The organism is Pseudomonas sp. FP1762, from assembly GCF_030687105.1.
Lineage (GTDB): Bacteria > Pseudomonadota > Gammaproteobacteria > Pseudomonadales > Pseudomonadaceae > Aquipseudomonas > Aquipseudomonas siliginis.
The window spans coordinates 1,792,834-1,811,374 of record NZ_CP117458.1 but is presented as its reverse complement, the minus strand read 5'-3'; the positions used below and the strand labels follow the sequence as shown (position 1 = coordinate 1,811,374).

Below are 18,541 nucleotides of genomic sequence, written 5' to 3'. Positions count from 1 at the left end.
GTCCTGCATGTCCTGGATCATTCTGTTTTGCGCCGGCCTGTTCGAAGTCGGCTGGGCCGTTGGCCTGAAATACACCGACGGCTTCACCCGCCCGCTTCCCACCGCCCTGACCGTTGCCGCCATGGCCATCAGTCTGGGTCTATTGGGCTTGGCGATGAAGGAATTGCCATTGGGTACGGCTTATGCGATCTGGACCGGCGTAGGTGCGGTGGGCACGGTGATCGCCGGGATCATTTTGTTTGGCGAATCAATGGCGCTGATTCGACTGGTCAGTGTGGCGTTGATCGTTACCGGGTTGATCGGGCTCAAGGTCAGCGCTTAAGCCACCGGCCCCATCGCTGGCAAGCCAGCTCCCACAAGATTGGTGTACACCATCTAACCTGTGGGAGCTGGCTTGCCAGCGATGAGGGCCGTCCAGTCAACAACTATCTGACGGATCCGCGCAACTCCCCCACCAACACCTGCAACTTCGCCGGCTCGGTCCCTTCGGTAATAGCCGGCCCCGCCACCAGCGTCACCCGCGACCACAAGCGATGGAACAAGCCCTTGTTCGGATCGCGACTGAAGAAACTCCCCCACAATCCTTGCAGCGCCAGCGGAATCACCGGCACCGGGGTCTCTTCGAGAATCCGCGTCACGCCGCCGCGAAACTCGTTGATCTCGCCATCGGCGGTCAATTTGCCTTCCGGGAAAATGCACACCAGTTCGCCGTCCTTCAGATACTGAGCGATGCGGGTGAAGGCTTTTTCGTAGATCTGGATATCTTCCTGGCGTCCGGCAATCGGAATAGCGCCCGCCGTGCGGAAGATGAAGTTCAGCACCGGCAAGTTGTAGATCTTGTAGTACATGACAAAGCGAATCGGCCTACGCACCGCCCCGCCGATCAGCAAGGCGTCGACGAACGACACATGGTTGCACACCAGCAGCGCCGCGCCCTCGTCCGGGATCGCTTCAAGGTTGCGATGTTCGACGCGGTACATGGAATGGCTGAGCAGCCAGATCATGAAGCGCATGCTGAATTCCGGAACGATCTTGAAGATGTAGGCGTTGACGCCGATGTTCAGCAGCGACACCACCAGGAACAGTTGCGGGATCGACAGCTTGGCGACGCTCAACAACGCGATCGAAACAATCGCCGACACCACCATAAACAACGCGTTGAGAATGTTGTTGGCGGCAATCACCCGCGCGCGTTCGTTTTCAGCCGTACGCGACTGGATCAGCGCGTACAGCGGGACAATATAGAAGCCACCGAAAATGCCGAGGCCAAGAATGTCGATCAACACCGCCCAGGTGTGCACGAAGCCGAGCACCGCAATCCAGCTATGGCCGCTGACGCTGTCCGGGATCCCACCGGAATGCCACCACAGCAACAGGCCGAACACGGTCAGGCCAAACGAGCCAAACGGCACCAGACCGATCTCGACTTTGCGCCCGGAGAGCTTCTCGCAGAGCATCGAACCCAGCGCGATGCCCACCGAGAACACGGTCAGGATCAGCGTGACCACGGTTTCGTCACCGTGCATCCATTCCTTGGCGTAGGCCGGGATCTGCGTCAGATAGATAGCCCCGACGAACCAGAACCACGAGTTGCCGACAATCGAGCGCGACACCGCAGGCGTCTGGCCCAGACCGAGTTTCAACGTCGCCCAGGACTGACTGAAGATATTCCAGTTCAGGCGCATTTCCGGCGACGAGGCCGCCGCGCGCGGAATACTGCGGCTGGCCAGATAACCCAGCACGGCAATGCCGACGATCGCGGCGGAGACTACCGGCGCGTAGTGCTCGGTCGACATCATGATCCCGGCGCCGATGGTCCCGGCGAGAATCGCCAGAAACGTGCCCATTTCCACCAGACCGTTGCCGCCGACCAGTTCATCGTCGCGCAAGGCCTGCGGCAGGATCGAATACTTCACCGGGCCGAACAGCGCCGAGTGCGTGCCCATGGCGAACAGCGCCACCAGCATCAGCGACAGATGATCGAAGAGGAAGCCGATCGATCCTACGGCCATGATGGCGATTTCCGCGAGTTTGATCAGACGGATCAGCGCGTCCTTGGCGAATTTTTCCCCGAACTGCCCGGCCAGCGCCGAGAACAGGAAAAACGGCAGGATAAACAGCAGCGCGCAGAGGTTGACCCAGATCGAGCGATCGCCCTCGATGGTCAGCCGATAGAGGATGGCGAGGATCAACGACTGCTTGAACACATTGTCGTTAAACGCGCCGAGCGACTGGGTAATAAAGAAGGGCAAAAAGCGCCGGGTGCGCAACAGGTTGAACTGTGAGGGGTGACTCATCTTCCGTGTTTCCTGATGTTAGGTAGTGAGGCCTGGGTGCTTGTTATTGGAATCCCGCACCACGATCCAGGCCACACCTTACCTAAACTTTTCGGATTATTTCTTCAAACCTGCAATACACGGCGAGACAAACAGCTCGCCACGCCACGCGCCCTGCACGGTGCGCTTGCCGACGATCAGCCACATTGCCGCCAACAAAATCACCAGCGCCGTACCGATCACACTGAAAAATGTCAGGTTGAGGATACTTGCCAGTTTCAGCGTCGCCAGCGAATACACGCCCAATGGGAAGGTGAAGCCCCACCAGCCGAGGTTGAACGGAATGCCGTCACGCAGATAACGCACGGTGATCAGCAGCGCCATCAACATCCACCACAGACCAAAACCCCACAGGGTGATCCCTGCCACCAGCCCTAATCCTGAGGCGATTTCACCAACGCCGGGCAGACCATTCGCGGCAAAAATCGCTGGCGCCTCACCGCCCAACAGCAACATGCCCAGGGCACCGGTGCCGATCGGACCGAGGGCGAGCCAGCTCGACGCGGCCATGTTTTCGTGGGGTAGCTTGTGCAGAGCCATGCGCAACAACAGGATGGTCAGAATGCTGAACGCCACCGGCAGGGAGAAAGCCCAGAGCACATAGCTGGTGGTCAGTACGACGAGTTGCCCATGGGCGTCGGTCAGATGCGGGGCGAGCAAACCGCCGCTGGCCGCTGCTACTTCCGCCGCCACCACCGGCAGCAACCAGACCGCAGTCATCTGATCGATGCTGTGTTCCTGACGGGTAAACATCATGTACGGAATCAACACACCGCAGGCCAGCGACATCGCTACATCGATCCACCACAACACTTCAACGAGCTGAATGACACCGTCGCCCCAGCGCGGCAGCCCGAACAACAGAAAGCCGTTGATGATCGTCGCCAGGCCCATGGGAATGGTGCCGAAGAACATCGACACAGTGGAATGACCGAAAATCCGCCGCGCCTCGTCAAAGAACAGAATCCAGCGCGCGGCGTAGGCAGCGGTAAACAGGCTGAACAAGAGAATGTTGAACAACCACAGCCCTTCGGCCACAGCGCGCAATCCGGGAATGGCCAGCGGCAACTGGGCCAGCGCCAATGCCAACACACCGGTGCCCATGGTCGCGGCGAACCAGTTCGGCGTGAACTGGCGGATCACTTCACGCGGATGCTGAAGCTGGCTGAAAGGTTTGTAGCCGGGGGTGACACTGTTAGGGCAAATCATCATGAACTCCTGTCCTCTGGTGAGGTTGAGTCCATGGTAGATCCGAATCGAATATCGATATAACGGGTAATATCTCTAACTGTTATCTGTTTTGCAGATAAGATCTACACGCGCTTAAGGAGCGTTGCAAACTCTGCCGGTCTGCGGACGCAGACTGAGCAGCAGCGCAGCCACGGCCAGCACGATCAATACAACGCCGTAACCATCAGTGGTCGCCAGCAACCCGAAACTGCGCGCCAGGTGCCCGGCCAGCAACGCCGGCAAACAGAACGCCAGATAACTGAGCACGTAATACGCCGACATCAATCCGGCTCGCTCGTGTGGCGAGGCCAGCGACACCAGACTGCGCACCGCACCGAGGAAACCCGAACCGAAGCCGCAACCGGCGATCAGGGTGCCAAAGAAAAACAGCGACAGACTGGCGCCATGCACACCGAGCAGAATCAGCACTAGCCCGATCGGCAGCAAGCTCGCGCCCAGCCGCAGCGCCTGAGCGGCCGGACGATTGCGCATCATGAAAATCATCAACGCACCGGTCACGGTGAGCGCCGCGACCGTAGCGCCGCCGATCAGATTGGAGGTAGAGCCAGTGGCGGTGCGCACCAACGACGGTGCCAGCGAGGCATAAAAACCTCCGAGCGCCCAGGTTGCGGTGTTCAGCGGCAGCACTCGCCACAACGTCGATCGCGCTTGCACCGGCACGTGCAAAGTCGGTCGCAAAGACGCCAGCGCCCCACCTTGCCGCGAGACACTTTCCGGCAGGCGCCAGACATACACGCCTTGCAACACAAACAGTGCCAACAGTAACCAATAGGTCAGCTGCAACGGCGCTGGTGCGAATTCTGCCAGCAAGCCACAGCCCAAACCGCCCAAAGCCATCCCGAGTAACGGCGCGACACTGTTGATCAGCGGCCCCTGCTGACGGTCGGTGTCGAGCAGCGTTGCACTCAATACGGCAGTGGCCATGCCGGTGGCGAAACCTTGCAGCACCCGTGCGCTGATCAACCACGACACGCTGTCGGCATAAATGAACAGCAGCATCGCCAGCGCATTGAGCAGCACTGCACTGAAGATCACCGGTTTGCGTCCGAGATGGTCGGAAAGCGAACCAACCGTCAGCAACGCCGCCAACAGACTGAAAGCGTAAACGGCGAAGATCAGCGTCAACATCGCTGCCGAGAAATGCAGCTGATCCTGATACAAGTGATACAACGGCGTCGGAGCGGTGGAAGCGGCGAGAAAACTGAGTAAGGTGATCGCCAGAAACCACAAGCTGGACCGGTGGGAAGCGACACTATTCAAGGGGCTGGTCATGGGCATACTCCGCAAAAGCTAATTTTTTGCTTTTGCGGAGTGTGCTACCGCCCAGCGCTTAAAGCAAATTCTTTGTGTTAAGGTCTGCCGCATGGCTATTAAAGAAGGTTTACGCCCCGGTGGCCGCAGTGCCCGGGTGCAGGAGTCGATTCATTCGGCGGTCAATGCGCTGCTGCAAGAGCAGGAACGTTCCACCGTGACCGTCCCGCAGATTGCCGCCCGCGCGGGGGTTACGCCGTCGACGATCTACCGCCGCTGGGGTGATCTGGCGGCGTTGCTGGCGGACGTCGCCCTCGCCCGCATGCGCCCGGACAGCGAGCCGGCGAACACTGGCAGCCTGCGCGGCGATATCCGCGCCTGGGCCGAGCAATATCTCGACGAGATGAGCTCGGAGGTCGGGCGCAACATGATGCGCGACGTGCAGGCCAGCGCTACGCCCGGCTATTGCGTGGCGATCATCGGTGCGCAGTTGCAGACCATTGTCGATCGCTATCCGGATGAAAACACACCGAGTGTCGACCGCTTGATCAATCTGGTGGTGGCGCCGGTGGTGTTCCGGATTCTGTTTTCGGCCACGGCGCTGGAGGTGGATGAGTTGCATCGGTTGATCGATATTGCATTGCGGCAGGACTGACGCCTTCGCGAGCAGGCTCGCTCCCACAAGGGAATGCATTCCAGAAAGTGGGAGCGAGCCTGCTCGCGAAGAGGCCCGCCCGGGCACCACAAAAACCACCCGGTACCCCGCCTGCGACACCCCGCCACGCCACGACCTTGGTCGACACTGACTAACCGTCGCGCGCGTGCGAGACTGTCCGCCCGGGCAGGAGTGCCGGGGAGTCTTTTGTCGGGAGTGCTGCATGTCGTTGTCCACCGGGCTGATCGCCGTCGTTGCCCTGGCCTACATGGCCATCATGTTCGCCATCGCCTTCTACGGCGACCGTCGCAGCACGCCGTTGCCGCCACGGGTGCGCGCCTGGGTGTACAGCCTGTCGCTGGCGGTTTACTGCACCAGTTGGACGTTCTTCGGCGCGGTCGGTCAGGCGGCGGAACAACTGTGGTCATTCCTGCCGATCTACCTCGGGCCGATCCTGCTGCTGGTCGGCGCGCCGTGGGTCCTGCAGAAAATGGTGATGATCAGCAAACAGGAGAACATCACCTCCATCGCCGACTTCATCGCCGCGCGCTACGGTAAGTCGCAATCGCTGGCGGTGGTGGTGGCGCTGATTTGTCTCGTCGGCGTCTTGCCCTACATCGCCCTGCAACTCAAAGGCATTGTCCTTGGCGTGAACCTGTTGATCGGCGCCGGCGCCGATGCCATGGGCACCCGCGCCCAGGACACGGCGCTGATCGTGTCGCTGGTGCTGGCGTTGTTCACCATCGTTTTCGGTACGCGCAACCTCGACGCCACCGAACACCACCGTGGCATGGTGCTGGCGATCGCGTTCGAATCGCTGGTCAAGCTGTTCGCCTTCCTCGCCGTCGGCGCCTTCGTCACGTACGGGCTGTATGACGGTTTCGACGACCTGTTCAATCAGGCGATGCTCGCCCCGCGCCTTGAGGCGTACTGGAAGGAAACGATTAATTGGCCGTCGATGGTGGTGCAGACCGGCGTGGCGATGATGGCGATCATCTGCCTGCCCCGGCAATTTCACGTGACCGTGGTGGAGAACATCGACCCGCAGGATCTGCGACTGGCGAAATGGGTCTTCCCCGCCTATCTGGCTTTGGCCGCACTGTTTGTAGTCCCGATCGCCCTTGCCGGTCAGATGATGCTGCCCAGCGATGTACTGCCCGACTCGTTCGTGATCAGCCTGCCGCTGGCCCAGGCCCATCCGGCGCTGGCGATGCTGGCGTTTATCGGCGGCGCATCGGCAGCGACCGGCATGGTGATTGTCGCCAGCGTCGCACTGTCGACCATGGTCTCCAACGACATGCTGCTGCCGTGGCTGTTGCGGCGCAACAACGCCGAGCGCCCGTTCGAGGTGTTCCGCCAGTGGATGCTCTCGGTGCGCCGCGTGAGCATCGTGGTGATTCTGCTGCTGGCCTACGTCAGTTATCGCTTGCTCGGCTCGACCGCGAGCCTGGCGACCATCGGCCAGATCGCCTTCGCGGCGGTAACGCAACTGGCGCCGGCCATGCTTGGCGCGCTGTACTGGAAACAGGCCAACCGCCGTGGCGTGTTCGCCGGGCTCGCTACCGGGACGTTTCTGTGGTTTTACACGCTGGTGCTGCCGATTGCCGCGCACAGTCTCGGCTGGTCACTGGCGAGCTTCCCCGGCTTGGCGTGGCTGCACAGCAATCCGCTGAACCTGCCGATCACCCCGTTGACCCAAGGCGTGGTGCTGTCGCTGGCCGGTAATTTCACCCTGTTCGCCTGGGTCTCGGTGCTGTCGCGCACGCGCGTTTCCGAGCACTGGCAAGCCGGGCGCTTCATCGGTCAGGAAATCAGCGCGCGGCCTAATGCCCGTTCGATGCTGGCGGTGCAGATCGACGATCTGCTGCAACTGGCGGCGCGTTTCGTCGGCGAAGAACGTGCGCGGCAGAGCTTCATTCGCTTCGCCTACCGTCAGGGCAAGGGTTTCAACCCCAACCAGAACGCCGACAGCGAATGGATTGCCCACACCGAACGCTTGCTCGCCGGTGTCCTTGGCGCCTCTTCGACGCGCGCCGTAGTAAAGGCCGCCATCGAAGGTCGGGAAATGCAGTTGGAGGACGTAGTCCGAATCGCTGACGAAGCCTCGGAAGTGCTGCAGTTCAACCGCGCCCTGCTGCAAGGCGCGATCGAGAACATCACCCAGGGCATCAGCGTGGTCGACCAGTCGCTGAAACTGGTGGCGTGGAACCGGCGTTATCTGGAGCTGTTCAACTACCCCGACGGCCTGATCAGCGTCGGCCGGCCGATTGCCGACATCATTCGCTACAACGCCGAACGCGGTTTGTGCGGCCCTGGCGAAGCGGAAGTGCACGTCGCGCGACGCTTGCACTGGATGCGTCAGGGCCGCGCACACACTTCCGAACGGCTGTTCCCCAATGGCCGGGTGATCGAGCTGATCGGCAACCCGATGCCCGGCGGCGGATTTGTCATGAGCTTCACCGACATTACCGCGTTCCGCGAAGCCGAACAGGCGCTGACCGAGGCCAACGAAGGGCTGGAACAACGGGTCAGCGAGCGCACCCAGGAACTGTCGCAACTCAACGTCGCGCTCACCGAAGCCAAGGGCAATGCCGAGGCGGCCAACCAGTCGAAAACCCGCTTCCTCGCCGCCGTCAGCCACGACTTGATGCAACCGCTGAACGCCGCGCGACTGTTCTCCGCCGCCCTCTCCCACCAGAACGAAGGCTTGAGCGCAGAGGCGCAGCAGCTGGTGCAACACCTCGACAGCTCGTTGCGTTCGGCGGAAGACCTGATCAGCGATCTACTGGACATATCGCGCCTGGAAAACGGCAAGATCAACCCGGACCGCAAAGCGTTCGTCGTCAATGAACTGTTCGACACCCTAGGCGCGGAGTTCAAGGCGCTGGCCCAAGAGCAAAAGCTCACGTTCCGGGTGCGCGGCAGTCAATTGCGCATCGACAGCGACATCAAACTGCTGCGGCGGATTCTGCAGAATTTCCTCACCAACGCGTTCCGCTACGCCAAAGGCCCAGTGCTGCTGGGCGTGCGTCGGCGCGGTGGTGAGTTATGTCTGGAAGTCTGGGATCGCGGCCCGGGGATTCCGGAAGACAAACAACAAGTGATTTTCGAAGAATTCAAACGCCTCGACAGCCACCAGACCCGCGCCGAAAAAGGTCTGGGCCTGGGTCTGGCGATCGCCGACGGCTTGTGCCGCGTGCTCGGGCACACCCTGCGCGTTCGCTCCTGGCCGGGGCGCGGCAGTGTGTTCAGCGTCACGGTACCGCTGGCGCGCGCGCAAACGCCTGCGGCGAGCGCCTCGATCGAACCAAACAGCAAAATGCTCAGCGGCGCGCAGGTGCTGTGCATCGATAACGAAGACAGCATCCTGATCGGCATGAACAGCCTGCTGAGCCGCTGGGGGTGCCAGGTATGGACGGCGCGCAATCGCGAAGAATGCGCAGCGATATTGAATGAAGGTGTGCGGCCGCAACTGGCGCTGGTCGACTATCACCTCGACCACGGCGATACCGGCACAGAGCTGATGGCCTGGTTGCGCACGCGCCTGGGCGAGCCGGTACCCGGCGTGGTAATCAGCGCGGATGGACGCCCGGAGACCGTAGCGCAAGTGCATGCCGCGGGCCTGGATTACCTGGCCAAACCGGTGAAGCCGGCAGCGTTGCGGGCACTGTTGAGTCGGTATTTGCCGTTGTAGAAGGTGACCTTGCAGACGCCTTCGCGAGCAGGCTCGCTCCCACAGAACAGCAAGAGCAAGAGCAAGAGCAAGAGCAAGAGCAAGAGCAAGAGCAAGAGCAAGAGCAAGAGCAAGAGCAAGAGCAAGAGCAAGAGCAAGAGCAAGAGCAAGAGCAAGAGCAAGAGCAAGAGCAAGAGCAAGAGCAAGAGCAAGAGCAAGAGCAAAAGATCGCAGCCTTCGGCAGCTCCTACAGTTGGACCGTCGATATCTGAGTGGAATGGTTGGTCGGCAGATTGCCTTCGCGAGCAGGCTCGCTCCCACAGAAAAGCAAAGCAGCGAAGCTGCCCGCGGCGCAGCCGCCCCACTCAACAATGAGCGCAAGCTCGAGTGCTTTTGATCTTGATCCACCGGCGACGTCGGAAGGCTGAGTGGAGGGATTGATCCGGGCGTGGGAGCGCAGCGACCGTCTGGCGCAGCCAGACACAGCGAGTGTAGGTGCAGCGAAGCAAACCGGAGCCGCTGCGCCCGGATCGATCCCGGAGCGAAGGAACCCGAGCCTGCGAGGGCCGAACGCAGGAGCTAGCGTTTTTTGCTTACTTTTTTAGGCGCTTGTAAAAAAGTAAGTCGCCGTCAGGCGAAACCGCCAGCCGCCACGCCCGCAGCAACGGATATGCCCCCAAAATCAGCCCAAAAAACGACGCCTACTCAGGCAACTCAACCAACCCATCAACATCCGTCATCGCCCGCTCCAGCAAATCCGCCGGCAAGCTCTTGCTCGCCCGCGCACCGAGCAACTTCAACTGCTCACTGCGGCTGACCAGATTACCGCGCCCCTCTGTCAGCTTATTGCGCGCTGAGCTGTAAGCCTTGTCCAGTTGCTGCAGACGATTGCCCACTTCGTCCAGATCCTGAATAAACAACACGAACTTGTCGTACAGCCAACCCGCCCGCTCAGCGATTTCCCGGGCATTCTGGCTCTGCCGTTCCTGCTTCCACAAACTGTCGATCACCCGCAGCGTGGCCAGCAGCGTAGTCGGGCTGACGATCACGATATTGCGGTCGAAAGCGTCCTGAAACAGCGACGGCTCAGCCTGTAACGCAGCGGAAAATGCCGCTTCGATCGGTACGAACAACAAAACGAAATCGAGGCTGTGCAGGCCTTCCAGGCGCTTGTAATCCTTGCCGGCCAGACCTTTGACGTGATTGCGCAGCGACAACACGTGCTGCTTAATCGCGATCTGCCCCAACGTGTCGTCATCAGCCGCAACATATTGTTGATAGGCCGTGAGGCTGACTTTCGAATCGACCACCACCTGCTTGTCGCCGGGCAGATAAATGATCACATCGGGCTGGAAGCGTTCCCCGTCCGGGCCTTTGAGATTGACCTGGGTCTGGTACTCGCGGCCCTTCTCCAGACCTGCATGCTCAAGAACGCGCTCGAGGATCAGTTCGCCCCAATTGCCTTGGGTTTTCTGGCCCTTGAGCGCGCGAGTCAGGTTGGTCGCTTCGTCGCTCAGGCGCAGGTTCAATGCCTGCAAACGCTCCAGCTCCTTGGCCAGCGAGAAGCGCTCGCGGGCTTCGGCCTGATAGCTTTCTTCCACGCGTTTTTCAAAGGACTGGATGCGTTCTTTCAACGGATCGAGTAACTGCCCGAGCCGCTGCTGGCTGGTTTCGGCAAAGCGCTGCTCACGCTCATCGAAGATCTTGCCGGCCAGCTCGGCGAATTGCGCACGCAACTCATCGCGCGAGCCTTGCAGGTCGTTGAGACGTTGTTGATGGCTTTCCTGTTGCTCTCGCAGTTCGGCACTCAGCGAGGCCGCTTGGGCGTCGAGGCGGCGCAACTCAGCGTCCTTGTTGGCGCGTTCGAGGTTCCAGGCGTGGGAGGCGTCGCGGGCGTCATCGCGCTCGATCTGCAGCAATTCAACTTCGCGGCGCAGGGCGGCGAGGTCTGCCTGTTTGGCGGCATTGGCCTGGCCGAGATCGGCGATTTCATCGCGGCTCGCTTCAAGCTGCGCGGTGAGGCCGTCCTGGGCCAGTTGCGCCATCGCCAGGCGCTCCTCGAGCAAGGCCAGATCGGCCTGGGCATTGCCGGCCCGGCGTTGCAGTTGCCAGGCCAGCGCCAGCAGCGGCACCCCTGCTGCCGCAAGACCAAGCAATATGCTGGTCAAGTCCATAGCCATAGCGACTCCTGCCAATCGGATAAAGCCTGAAGGTTAACCAAGGTGTCTGGGCTTGGACAGCTCAGTCTTCGATCAGACCGAGTTCCTGCTGTGCGCGACGGTCACCGGCGCGGGCGGCCTGACGCAGCAGCTCCTGACCGATACGCCGGTCACGGGCATTGCCGCACTCACGGCAGATCAATTGGCCGAGACGGCTTTGCGCAGCGACTACACCTTCACGGGCCGGTTGCTTGAGCAGGCGGCCCGCGAGGTGTTTGGCGCTGGGGCTGTCGCTCAGGCGCGGCGCATCGAGCAGCCACTCAGCCACACGTACGGAAAAACGCTTGGGAGCGGTAACAGAGGTCGGATTGGAGGTAACAGAGTCTGATACTGAGCGAAACTTCATAAAGCACTGCGGGACAGATCGGAAGGCGCGCCACTTTACTCTCTTTTTCTTACAGGTAAAGTCGAAAAAAACCCGGCACGCCCGTCCTAGAGCAAGCGCTAGGGACAATCCACAGAAGCTGTGGATAAGTCAGTGGACAACCGCTCTGTGATCCTCGCAAAGCCTTATGGAATGGGGCTCGCAGTCAAACTGACGATTTTTTCACCAACAAAAAAAGACGATATTTTTCATTGACTTAAACTTTTGATACAGGCAGTGACTGGAGTCAGGATCGATGTGACAGTTGCGTTACGCTCTGCGCAACTAATGTGCACAAGTACCTGTGAGCCGGTTATATGCGTGCGCTTTTTCGGGTCATTTTGCGCAGCTACGAGCGACCGAAAGGCTCTGCGAAAAGCATGCACGCCGACGGACGGTGCGACCCGACCATTCCCTGTGAAGTTTTTTTGACGTGGGGTTTGCTTCGCCCGAACGGATCCGTTACTATCCGCGGCGTTAGTACCAAGCTGAAAGTCAATTCCGGTCGAACATCTCCCACGGTCAACTTCCAACAGGAAGACACTGCCGAAAAAAGCGGGAACGACCCCTCGATGGTTTCCAGGTAACTTTTGCGACGACGCTGCCTTTGAACGAAAGCAAAGGGCGTTGCGAAGAACACTTACTCTGACCGAACCAACCTGCAAATTGATCAGGATCTTCACCCCGGGCCCAGAACCTTTGCCCTCGCTGTGATGCCTGTCCTCCTAAGTACCTACCTGCCAGCCCAAGCGCGCTCACTTATCAGCGCTTCAAACTGGCTGCTTTGTTCCAGTCGGGTTCTTCGTTCGATCAATGGTGATCAACGTTACTGGAACGTTTTAACGTTGCACGGTTCTTATCCGTGTCATTTGTAGGAACACCTAATAACTATGTCTACTCAAATCCAGACTCAGGATGCCATTCGCACCCTAACCAACGCTTTTGCTCCAATGAACTGCCTGATCATGGCCGCTCGCAAAGGCTGCTTCAGCTTCACCGTAGTCAATGAACACGGTATCGCTCGTCACAGCGAGCGTCTGTACCCCGATCAATACTCCAGCGCCGAACCGCTGCAGGCCGTGATCGAGCGTACCCGTCAGGCACTGGTTGCCTGAAAGCCGGACAGGCTGCAAAAGCAAAGCCCTGCTGAAAAGCGGGGCTTTTTATTGCCTGATATTTCACTTTTAGCGCAACGCCTCTAAGCATGTTCCGATCTAACGCCCGGGATGCGATGGCGGAAATATTTTAAAAACAGTCCTTTACACGCTGAATATGACACTACACTTCAACTCAAGCGGCTTGACCCGCTTGCGGCGAGCCTGATTCGATCCACTGCTGCCAAAGCCCCTTCAGGACTCGCCCTCAACAACAAGAACCGAGGGTGTTATGGGTATCGCTGCCAGCGAACTGTGCCGCTATGTGATCCGTCCCACATTGATCTATCTGGGACGCCACTGCGCAACCGCCGAATCCCTGCTGTTGGGTATCGCTGCCAGCCAATCCGCCCTCGGCTCTGCCCTGCATGACCGCCGTGGCCACGGCCTATACCGGATTGCCGAGCATCGCCATCAGGCGCTCTGGGATGATTATCTGGCGCTCGATCCGGAGCGCGCCAGCCTGGTGCGCGGCCTCGCCAGTCAGCATGCATTCCTCAGCGGCCCGCACCTGGAACTGACCGTCAACCTGCGTTACGCCACGGCCATCGCCTGGCTGCTGGTGGAAGAACAGAACCCCACCCTCCCCGCTCCGACCGATCTGCTCGGCATGGCGCGCATCTGGCGCCAGACCTTTCAACCGCAAGGCCGTTTGCGCGACTTCACCTATGCCTGGCAAACCTGTGTTTCACCGTTGAATCAGGTCGCTTGCTGACCGGGCGGTTTCACAAGTTCTCGCAACAAGTCGCCATTTTGGTCGGATTGTCCTACAAAACCGCTCTAACTCAAGGCTTACAAGCTATAGCGCTGGGACGAAAATGTTGGTAATTTTCGCCCCGGTGATCACCAGGAGTTCTAATAATGAAAAAAGTCATGCTCAAAACCACCCTTAGCCTCGCCGTTACCCTTGCCTCCACACAAATCTTCGCGGCAGGTTTTGCCCTCAACGAACAAAGCATCAGTGGGATGGGGACTGGTTTTGCCGGGCGATCTTCTTCTGCCGACGACGCAAGCACTGTTTATGGCAACCCGGCCGGCATGGCGCGCATCAAGCGCGAACAAGTCACCGGCGGCGTCGCCCTGGTCGACGCGCATACCGATATCAGCGATACCAGCTCCAGCCCTAATGGCGGCAGCAACAAGGGCGACATGGTGCCCCTCACTGCCGTACCGATGGGCTTCTATGTAAAACCGATCGATGATCACTGGGCATTCGGCCTCGGTGTGTACGTACCGTTCGGTCTGATCACGGATTACGAAAACGGCTTCGCCGGTCGTTACTTCGGCAGCAAGTCGGAAGTACAAGTCATCACCTTCCAGCCAACCGTCAGCTACGCCTTCAACGACAAGGTGTCGATCGGTTTCGGCCCGACCATCAACCGCATCGACGGCTCGCTGGAATCCAACCTGTCGATCACCCAGGCACTGCCGGACGGCAAGGTCAAGATCAAGGGTGACGACACCGCGCTGGGCTACAACGTCGGCTTGCTGGTCCAGGCCACCGACACCACCCGTGTCGGCCTGACCTATCACTCCAAGGTCGACTACAAGCTCGAAGGCGACACCAAGGTCAACTACAACGCTCTGGCGCTGGTGGGCGTTGGCGCCAACCAGAAGTACGACGCTTCGTTGAAGATCACCACGCCGGAATCCGTGGACCTGTCGGTCACCCAGGCGATCAACGATCGCTGGAACGTCTACGCCGGTACCACCTGGACCCGCTGGAGCCAACTGGACAAGATCACCGTGAAGAACTCCGGCGTGCAGCCTCTGCTGGCCGGTCAGTTCGGTTCGATCAACGAAGACCAGAACTGGCATGACTCCTGGGCCTATGCCGTGGGTACCTCGTACCAGTTGAACAAGGAATGGGTCCTGCGTACCGGTCTGACCTTCGACCAGTCGCCAACCAATAACGAAGACCGCTCGCCGCGTATCCCGACTGGCGACCGTACCATCTTCAGTATCGGTGCCGGCTGGAGCCCGACCGACGACCTGACCATCGACGTCGCGTACTCGTACCTCAAAGAAGAGTCGGTCAACATCCGCAACGAAAACGCGCGTGGCCAGACTTACGATGCCAAGTATGAAAACTCGGCAAACGGCTTCGGTGTCGGCGCGACATACCGCTTCTGATGCACCGTGGCGAGGCTAACCCCTCGCCCACGAAAAAGCCCCGCTCTCTTCGCAGAGGCGGGGCTTTTTCATGCCTGCAACTTTTCACTGGAACGACAAAATTACAATTGTGGGAGCGAGCCTGCTCGAAGGCGGTATGTCAGATGTAGATTTGCTGGCTGACACACCGCTTCGCGAGCAGGCTCGCTCCCACAGAGAACAGCGTTAATCAGGGCTTCAGCGGTTTGGATGCAATTGCCTTTTCGATCGCGGCAATAAACTCGGGATCATCCGGCTTGGTCAAGCTGGAAAAACTCGCCACGACCTTGCCCTGCCGGTCGACCACGTACTTGTAGAAATTCCACTTCGGCGCATTGCTCTGCGCGGCCAGCACCTGAAACAGATGCGTGGCGTCATCGCCGCGGACCTTCTGCGGCTCGGTCATGTTGAAGGTCACGCCATAGTTGGCGTAGCAGACCTTGGCGGTTTCCGCGCTGTCCTTGGACTCCTGCTTGAAGTCATTCGACGGCACGCCAAGCATTTCCAGCCCCTGATCCTTATAGCGCTTGTTGAGCGCCTCAAGCCCTTCGAACTGCGGCGCGAAACCGCAGAAGCTGGCGGTATTGACCACCACCAGCGGCTTGTCGGCGTACTGCTTGCACAGATCGATGGATTCCTTGGCGCGCAGCTTGGGCAGCGAGCCTTGCAGCAGCTCAGGACAGTCGGCGGCCTGGGCCAGGCCAGTCAACGCCATCAGCAACGCGGGAACAGCACACCAGCGCATCAACATGTTGAATTTCCTTGGGCAGTCATCAGGCTTCGACGTTACTCGCCACGCTGCCATCTAGCAAATGCTCATGCCCAACTGCATCAGCGCCAGACCGCCGCGTTGCCAGCCCCACCACACCAGCGCCAACAGCGCTGCAGCCAGTGCGGTCAGCGCGAATCGCGCGCAGATCCGGCTCATGCTGCGCTCGCCGCAGCTTGCAGGCGCGCCACCGGACGCTCGCGCACCGGCCAGTTCAACGCCGCCGCGAGCAGGCTCAAGAGAACCGCCACTTGCCAGATCAAGTCATAACTTCCGGTTTGGTCATACACCACCCCGCCCAGCCAGCCGCCAAGGAATGAGCCAAGCTGATGGAACAGAAAGACGATGCCACCGAGCATGGACAAATTGCGCACGCCGAACAAGGTTGCCACCGTACCGTTGGTCAACGGCACCGTCGACAGCCACAGAAAGCCCATGGCCATGCCGAACAGATACGCTGTGGTGGTCGTCACCGGCAACCACAGGAACAGCGCGATCACCACCGCGCGCAGCAGATACAACGCCATCAGCAGACGCGGTTTGGACATGCGGCCACCGAGCCAACCAGCGGTGTAAGTGCCGAAGATATTGAACAGTCCGATCAACGCCAGCACCGTAGTGCCGACACTGGCGGGCAGATGCTGATCGACCAGATACGCTGGCAAGTGCACGCCAATGAACACCACTTGAAACCCGCAGACAAAAAAGCCGAACGCCAGCAGCCAGAATCCCGAATGCGAGCAGGCTTCACGCAGCGCTTCGGAGAGGGTTTGTTCGTGGCCGAGAACCGGCAGTGGCTTGTCTTTTAACATGCTCACCAGCGGCACGATCATCGCCACCAGCAGGCCCAGCACCAACAGCGCGGCCGACCAGCCGAGCCAGCCGATCAGGCCCAGCGTGCCCGGCAACATCGCGAACTGGCCGAACGAACCGGCGGCGCTGGCGATACCCATGCCCATGCTGCGTTTCTCTGGCGGCACAGCGCGACCCACAACACCAAGAATGACCGAAAACGAAGTGCCCGAAAGACCGATACCGATCAGCAGACCGGCACTGAGTGACAGAGTCACCGCCGAATCAGACAGGCCCATGCACACCAGGCCCGCCGCGTAGAGGATCCCACCGACCAGCACCACTTTCGCCGCACCGAAGCGGTCGGCCAGCGCGCCGGTGAACGGCTGCGCCAGGCCCCAGATCAGGTTTTGCAGGGCTATGGCGAAGGCAAACACTTCGCGACCCCAGCCGAACTGCGCGCTCATCGGCGACAGGAACAGACCGAAACCGTGGCGCACGCCCAATGACAACGCCAGGATCAGCGCACTCCCCAGCAACACCCAACCGCACGTACGCCACATCGATGTCATTGTTATTCTCCAGTCGCGGGTATATACCCGCTTGAGCGCGAAAAAACCGCCGTCAGGCCAGTTCGTCGAGCAGTTTGAGCAAGGTTTCGCGCTTCTCGGCACCGAGACGGTCGATCAGCCGCTGTTGCGCCGCTTCCCACGCCGGCAATGCCGCTGCCAGGCGCTGCACGCCGTTTTCAGTGAGGCGCACGATGCGGTTGCGCATGTCCTCGCCTTCGGCCAGCGCCACCAGACCTTCGCCCTCCAGCACACGTAGATTGCGTCCGAGCGTGCTGCGATCCAGGCCCATGGCCTCAGCCAGTTCGGAAATGCTCGGTTGCTCCAGCCGCTGCAGATTGCACAGCAGAGAATACTGGGCAACGTTGATCCCGAAGCCATCGAGAGCGCCGTCGTAATGCCTGCTGACGCCACGCGCGGCGCGACGCAGGTTGGTGCACAAACACTGAGAAGGAAGCATGATGCGTGTATATACCCGCGAGTGTGTTAAATCAAGTTACAGATGAGTTTACTCTGAACATCATTGTTGCCGGTGAGGCCCCTTCGCGAGCAGGCTCGCTCCCACAGGGGATTGCATTTCGAAAGTGGGAGCGAGCCTGCTCGCGAAGGGGCCGGCATCATCTACGCAAATCTTTCAGACCAAAGCGAGCCCCACCAACACCCCCATCTCCAGCAATTCCAGCAACGCCCCCGCCGTGTCCCCGGTAGTCCCGCCCAGCCGCTGCATCATCAGCCGCCGCAGCCAGACAAACCCAACCAGCGAAATCAGCACCGCACCGAAGCCAGCGATCAACACGCAGCCCAAGGCACTCAACCCCAGCACCCACCACCCCACTTTACGCGGCAGATGATCGGCCAGTGCCTGACCCAATCCACCCGCACGCACATACGGCGTAGTCAGAAACAACCCCAACAGCGCCGCTCGCCCGAGCACCGGGACGATGATCAGCGCCAGGGTATGCCCTTGCTCGATCAGCGCCAGCAGCGCGGCGAATTTCAGCAACAACACCAGCACCAGCGTGACCACCGCGCTCGGCCCGCTGCGCGGATCTTTCATGATCGTCAGCGTACGTTCACGATCACCAAAACCGCCGAGCCAGGCATCGGCGCTGTCCGCCAAGCCATCGAGATGCAGCGCGCCGCTGAGCAATACCCACACGGTCAACAACAGCGCCGCATGGAGCAACATTGGTGTGCCGCCAAGCAGTAGATTCGAGGCGTAGAGGATCAACCCGAACAGCAATCCCACCAGCGGATAAAACAGCAGCGAACGGCCAAGCTGTTGCGGCTCGGGCATGCCCGGCAGGCGAATCGGCAGGCTGCTGAGAAACTGCAAGGCGATCCACAGCGGCAACAT

At 60.1% G+C, this 18,541-nt stretch carries 16 protein-coding genes; 6 read left to right on the top strand and 10 right to left on the bottom strand.

All coding sequences use genetic code 11. The annotated features are described in order from the left end of the window. Positions 1-7 precede the first annotated feature (7 nt). A complete protein-coding gene (sugE, locus tag PSH90_RS08000) occupies positions 8-322 on the top strand; it encodes a quaternary ammonium compound efflux SMR transporter SugE (protein WP_024012188.1) in 315 nt (104 codons plus the stop codon). Between the two features lie 103 nt (positions 323-425). Here the strand turns inward: sugE and PSH90_RS07995 are convergent, their stop codons facing one another. The 3 genes from PSH90_RS07995 to PSH90_RS07985 all read right to left on the bottom strand — a co-directional run bounded on the left by PSH90_RS07995 (position 426) and on the right by PSH90_RS07985 (position 4,847). Further along, a complete protein-coding gene (locus PSH90_RS07995; protein WP_305382483.1) occupies positions 426-2,297 on the bottom strand; it encodes an MFS transporter in 1,872 nt (623 codons plus the stop codon). A gap of 96 nt (positions 2,298-2,393) precedes the next feature. After that, positions 2,394-3,545 (bottom strand): TDT family transporter, encoded by a 1,152-nt coding sequence (locus PSH90_RS07990; RefSeq protein ID WP_305382482.1) that lies wholly within the window; start codon positions 3,543-3,545, stop codon positions 2,394-2,396. A 114-nt stretch (positions 3,546-3,659) separates the two neighbouring features. Then, positions 3,660-4,847 (bottom strand): MFS transporter, encoded by a 1,188-nt coding sequence (locus PSH90_RS07985; RefSeq protein ID WP_305383113.1) that lies wholly within the window; start codon positions 4,845-4,847, stop codon positions 3,660-3,662. 103 nt (positions 4,848-4,950) lie between these two features. Here PSH90_RS07985 and PSH90_RS07980 point away from each other — a divergent pair, with 103 nt between their 5' ends. Together PSH90_RS07980 and PSH90_RS07975 are read left to right on the top strand one after the other, a co-directional pair. Continuing rightward, the gene (locus PSH90_RS07980; protein WP_236169115.1) at positions 4,951-5,493 is read left to right on the top strand and encodes a TetR/AcrR family transcriptional regulator; all 543 of its coding nucleotides are present in this window, start codon (positions 4,951-4,953) and stop codon (positions 5,491-5,493) included. Positions 5,494-5,716: 223 nt separating this feature from the next. Beyond that, complete coding sequence (locus tag PSH90_RS07975; protein WP_305382481.1) at positions 5,717-9,187, top strand: PAS domain-containing hybrid sensor histidine kinase/response regulator; 3,471 nt, start codon at positions 5,717-5,719, stop codon at positions 9,185-9,187. A 680-nt stretch (positions 9,188-9,867) separates the two neighbouring features. Here the strand turns inward: PSH90_RS07975 and rmuC are convergent. Continuing rightward, positions 9,868-11,232, bottom strand: a complete 1,365-nt coding sequence (gene rmuC, locus PSH90_RS07970) for a DNA recombination protein RmuC (protein WP_164488343.1) — start codon at positions 11,230-11,232, stop codon at positions 9,868-9,870. Between the two features lie 175 nt (positions 11,233-11,407). Continuing rightward, the gene (locus PSH90_RS07965) at positions 11,408-11,731 is read right to left on the bottom strand and encodes a hypothetical protein (protein WP_024012181.1); all 324 of its coding nucleotides are present in this window, start codon (positions 11,729-11,731) and stop codon (positions 11,408-11,410) included. 908 nt (positions 11,732-12,639) lie between these two features. On the opposite strand from PSH90_RS07965, the gene PSH90_RS07960 reads away from it, so the two are divergent. The 3 genes from PSH90_RS07960 to PSH90_RS07950 all read left to right on the top strand — a co-directional run bounded on the left by PSH90_RS07960 (position 12,640) and on the right by PSH90_RS07950 (position 15,036). Beyond that, positions 12,640-12,864 carry a hypothetical protein gene (locus tag PSH90_RS07960; RefSeq protein WP_016773719.1) on the top strand — a complete coding sequence of 75 codons (225 nt, stop codon included), beginning with the start codon at positions 12,640-12,642 and terminating at the stop codon, positions 12,862-12,864. A 271-nt stretch (positions 12,865-13,135) separates the two neighbouring features. Next, complete coding sequence (locus PSH90_RS07955) at positions 13,136-13,618, top strand: hypothetical protein (protein ID WP_024012180.1); 483 nt, start codon at positions 13,136-13,138, stop codon at positions 13,616-13,618. A 146-nt stretch (positions 13,619-13,764) separates the two neighbouring features. Beyond that, positions 13,765-15,036: an OmpP1/FadL family transporter gene (locus tag PSH90_RS07950; RefSeq protein ID WP_056783953.1), complete on the top strand. Its 1,272-nt coding sequence runs from the start codon at positions 13,765-13,767 to the stop codon at positions 15,034-15,036. Positions 15,037-15,244: 208 nt separating this feature from the next. On the opposite strand, the gene PSH90_RS07945 is transcribed toward PSH90_RS07950, so the two are convergent. From PSH90_RS07945 to PSH90_RS07925, 5 genes are all read right to left on the bottom strand, one after another. Further along, positions 15,245-15,805, bottom strand: coding sequence for a glutathione peroxidase (locus tag PSH90_RS07945; RefSeq protein WP_041479535.1), 561 nt, complete (start codon positions 15,803-15,805; stop codon positions 15,245-15,247). 54 nt (positions 15,806-15,859) lie between these two features. Next, positions 15,860-15,982: a hypothetical protein gene (locus PSH90_RS07940; protein WP_256584315.1), complete on the bottom strand. Its 123-nt coding sequence runs from the start codon at positions 15,980-15,982 to the stop codon at positions 15,860-15,862. Continuing rightward, positions 15,979-17,187: an MFS transporter gene (locus tag PSH90_RS07935; RefSeq protein WP_305382480.1), complete on the bottom strand. Its 1,209-nt coding sequence runs from the start codon at positions 17,185-17,187 to the stop codon at positions 15,979-15,981. Before PSH90_RS07935 ends, PSH90_RS07940 begins: the two co-directional genes overlap by 4 nt. Before the next feature lie 52 nt (positions 17,188-17,239). Next, positions 17,240-17,644 carry a MarR family winged helix-turn-helix transcriptional regulator gene (locus PSH90_RS07930; RefSeq protein ID WP_305382479.1) on the bottom strand — a complete coding sequence of 135 codons (405 nt, stop codon included), beginning with the start codon at positions 17,642-17,644 and terminating at the stop codon, positions 17,240-17,242. A 174-nt stretch (positions 17,645-17,818) separates the two neighbouring features. Continuing rightward, positions 17,819-18,541, bottom strand: coding sequence for an adenosylcobinamide-GDP ribazoletransferase (locus tag PSH90_RS07925; protein ID WP_305382477.1), 723 nt, complete (start codon positions 18,539-18,541; stop codon positions 17,819-17,821).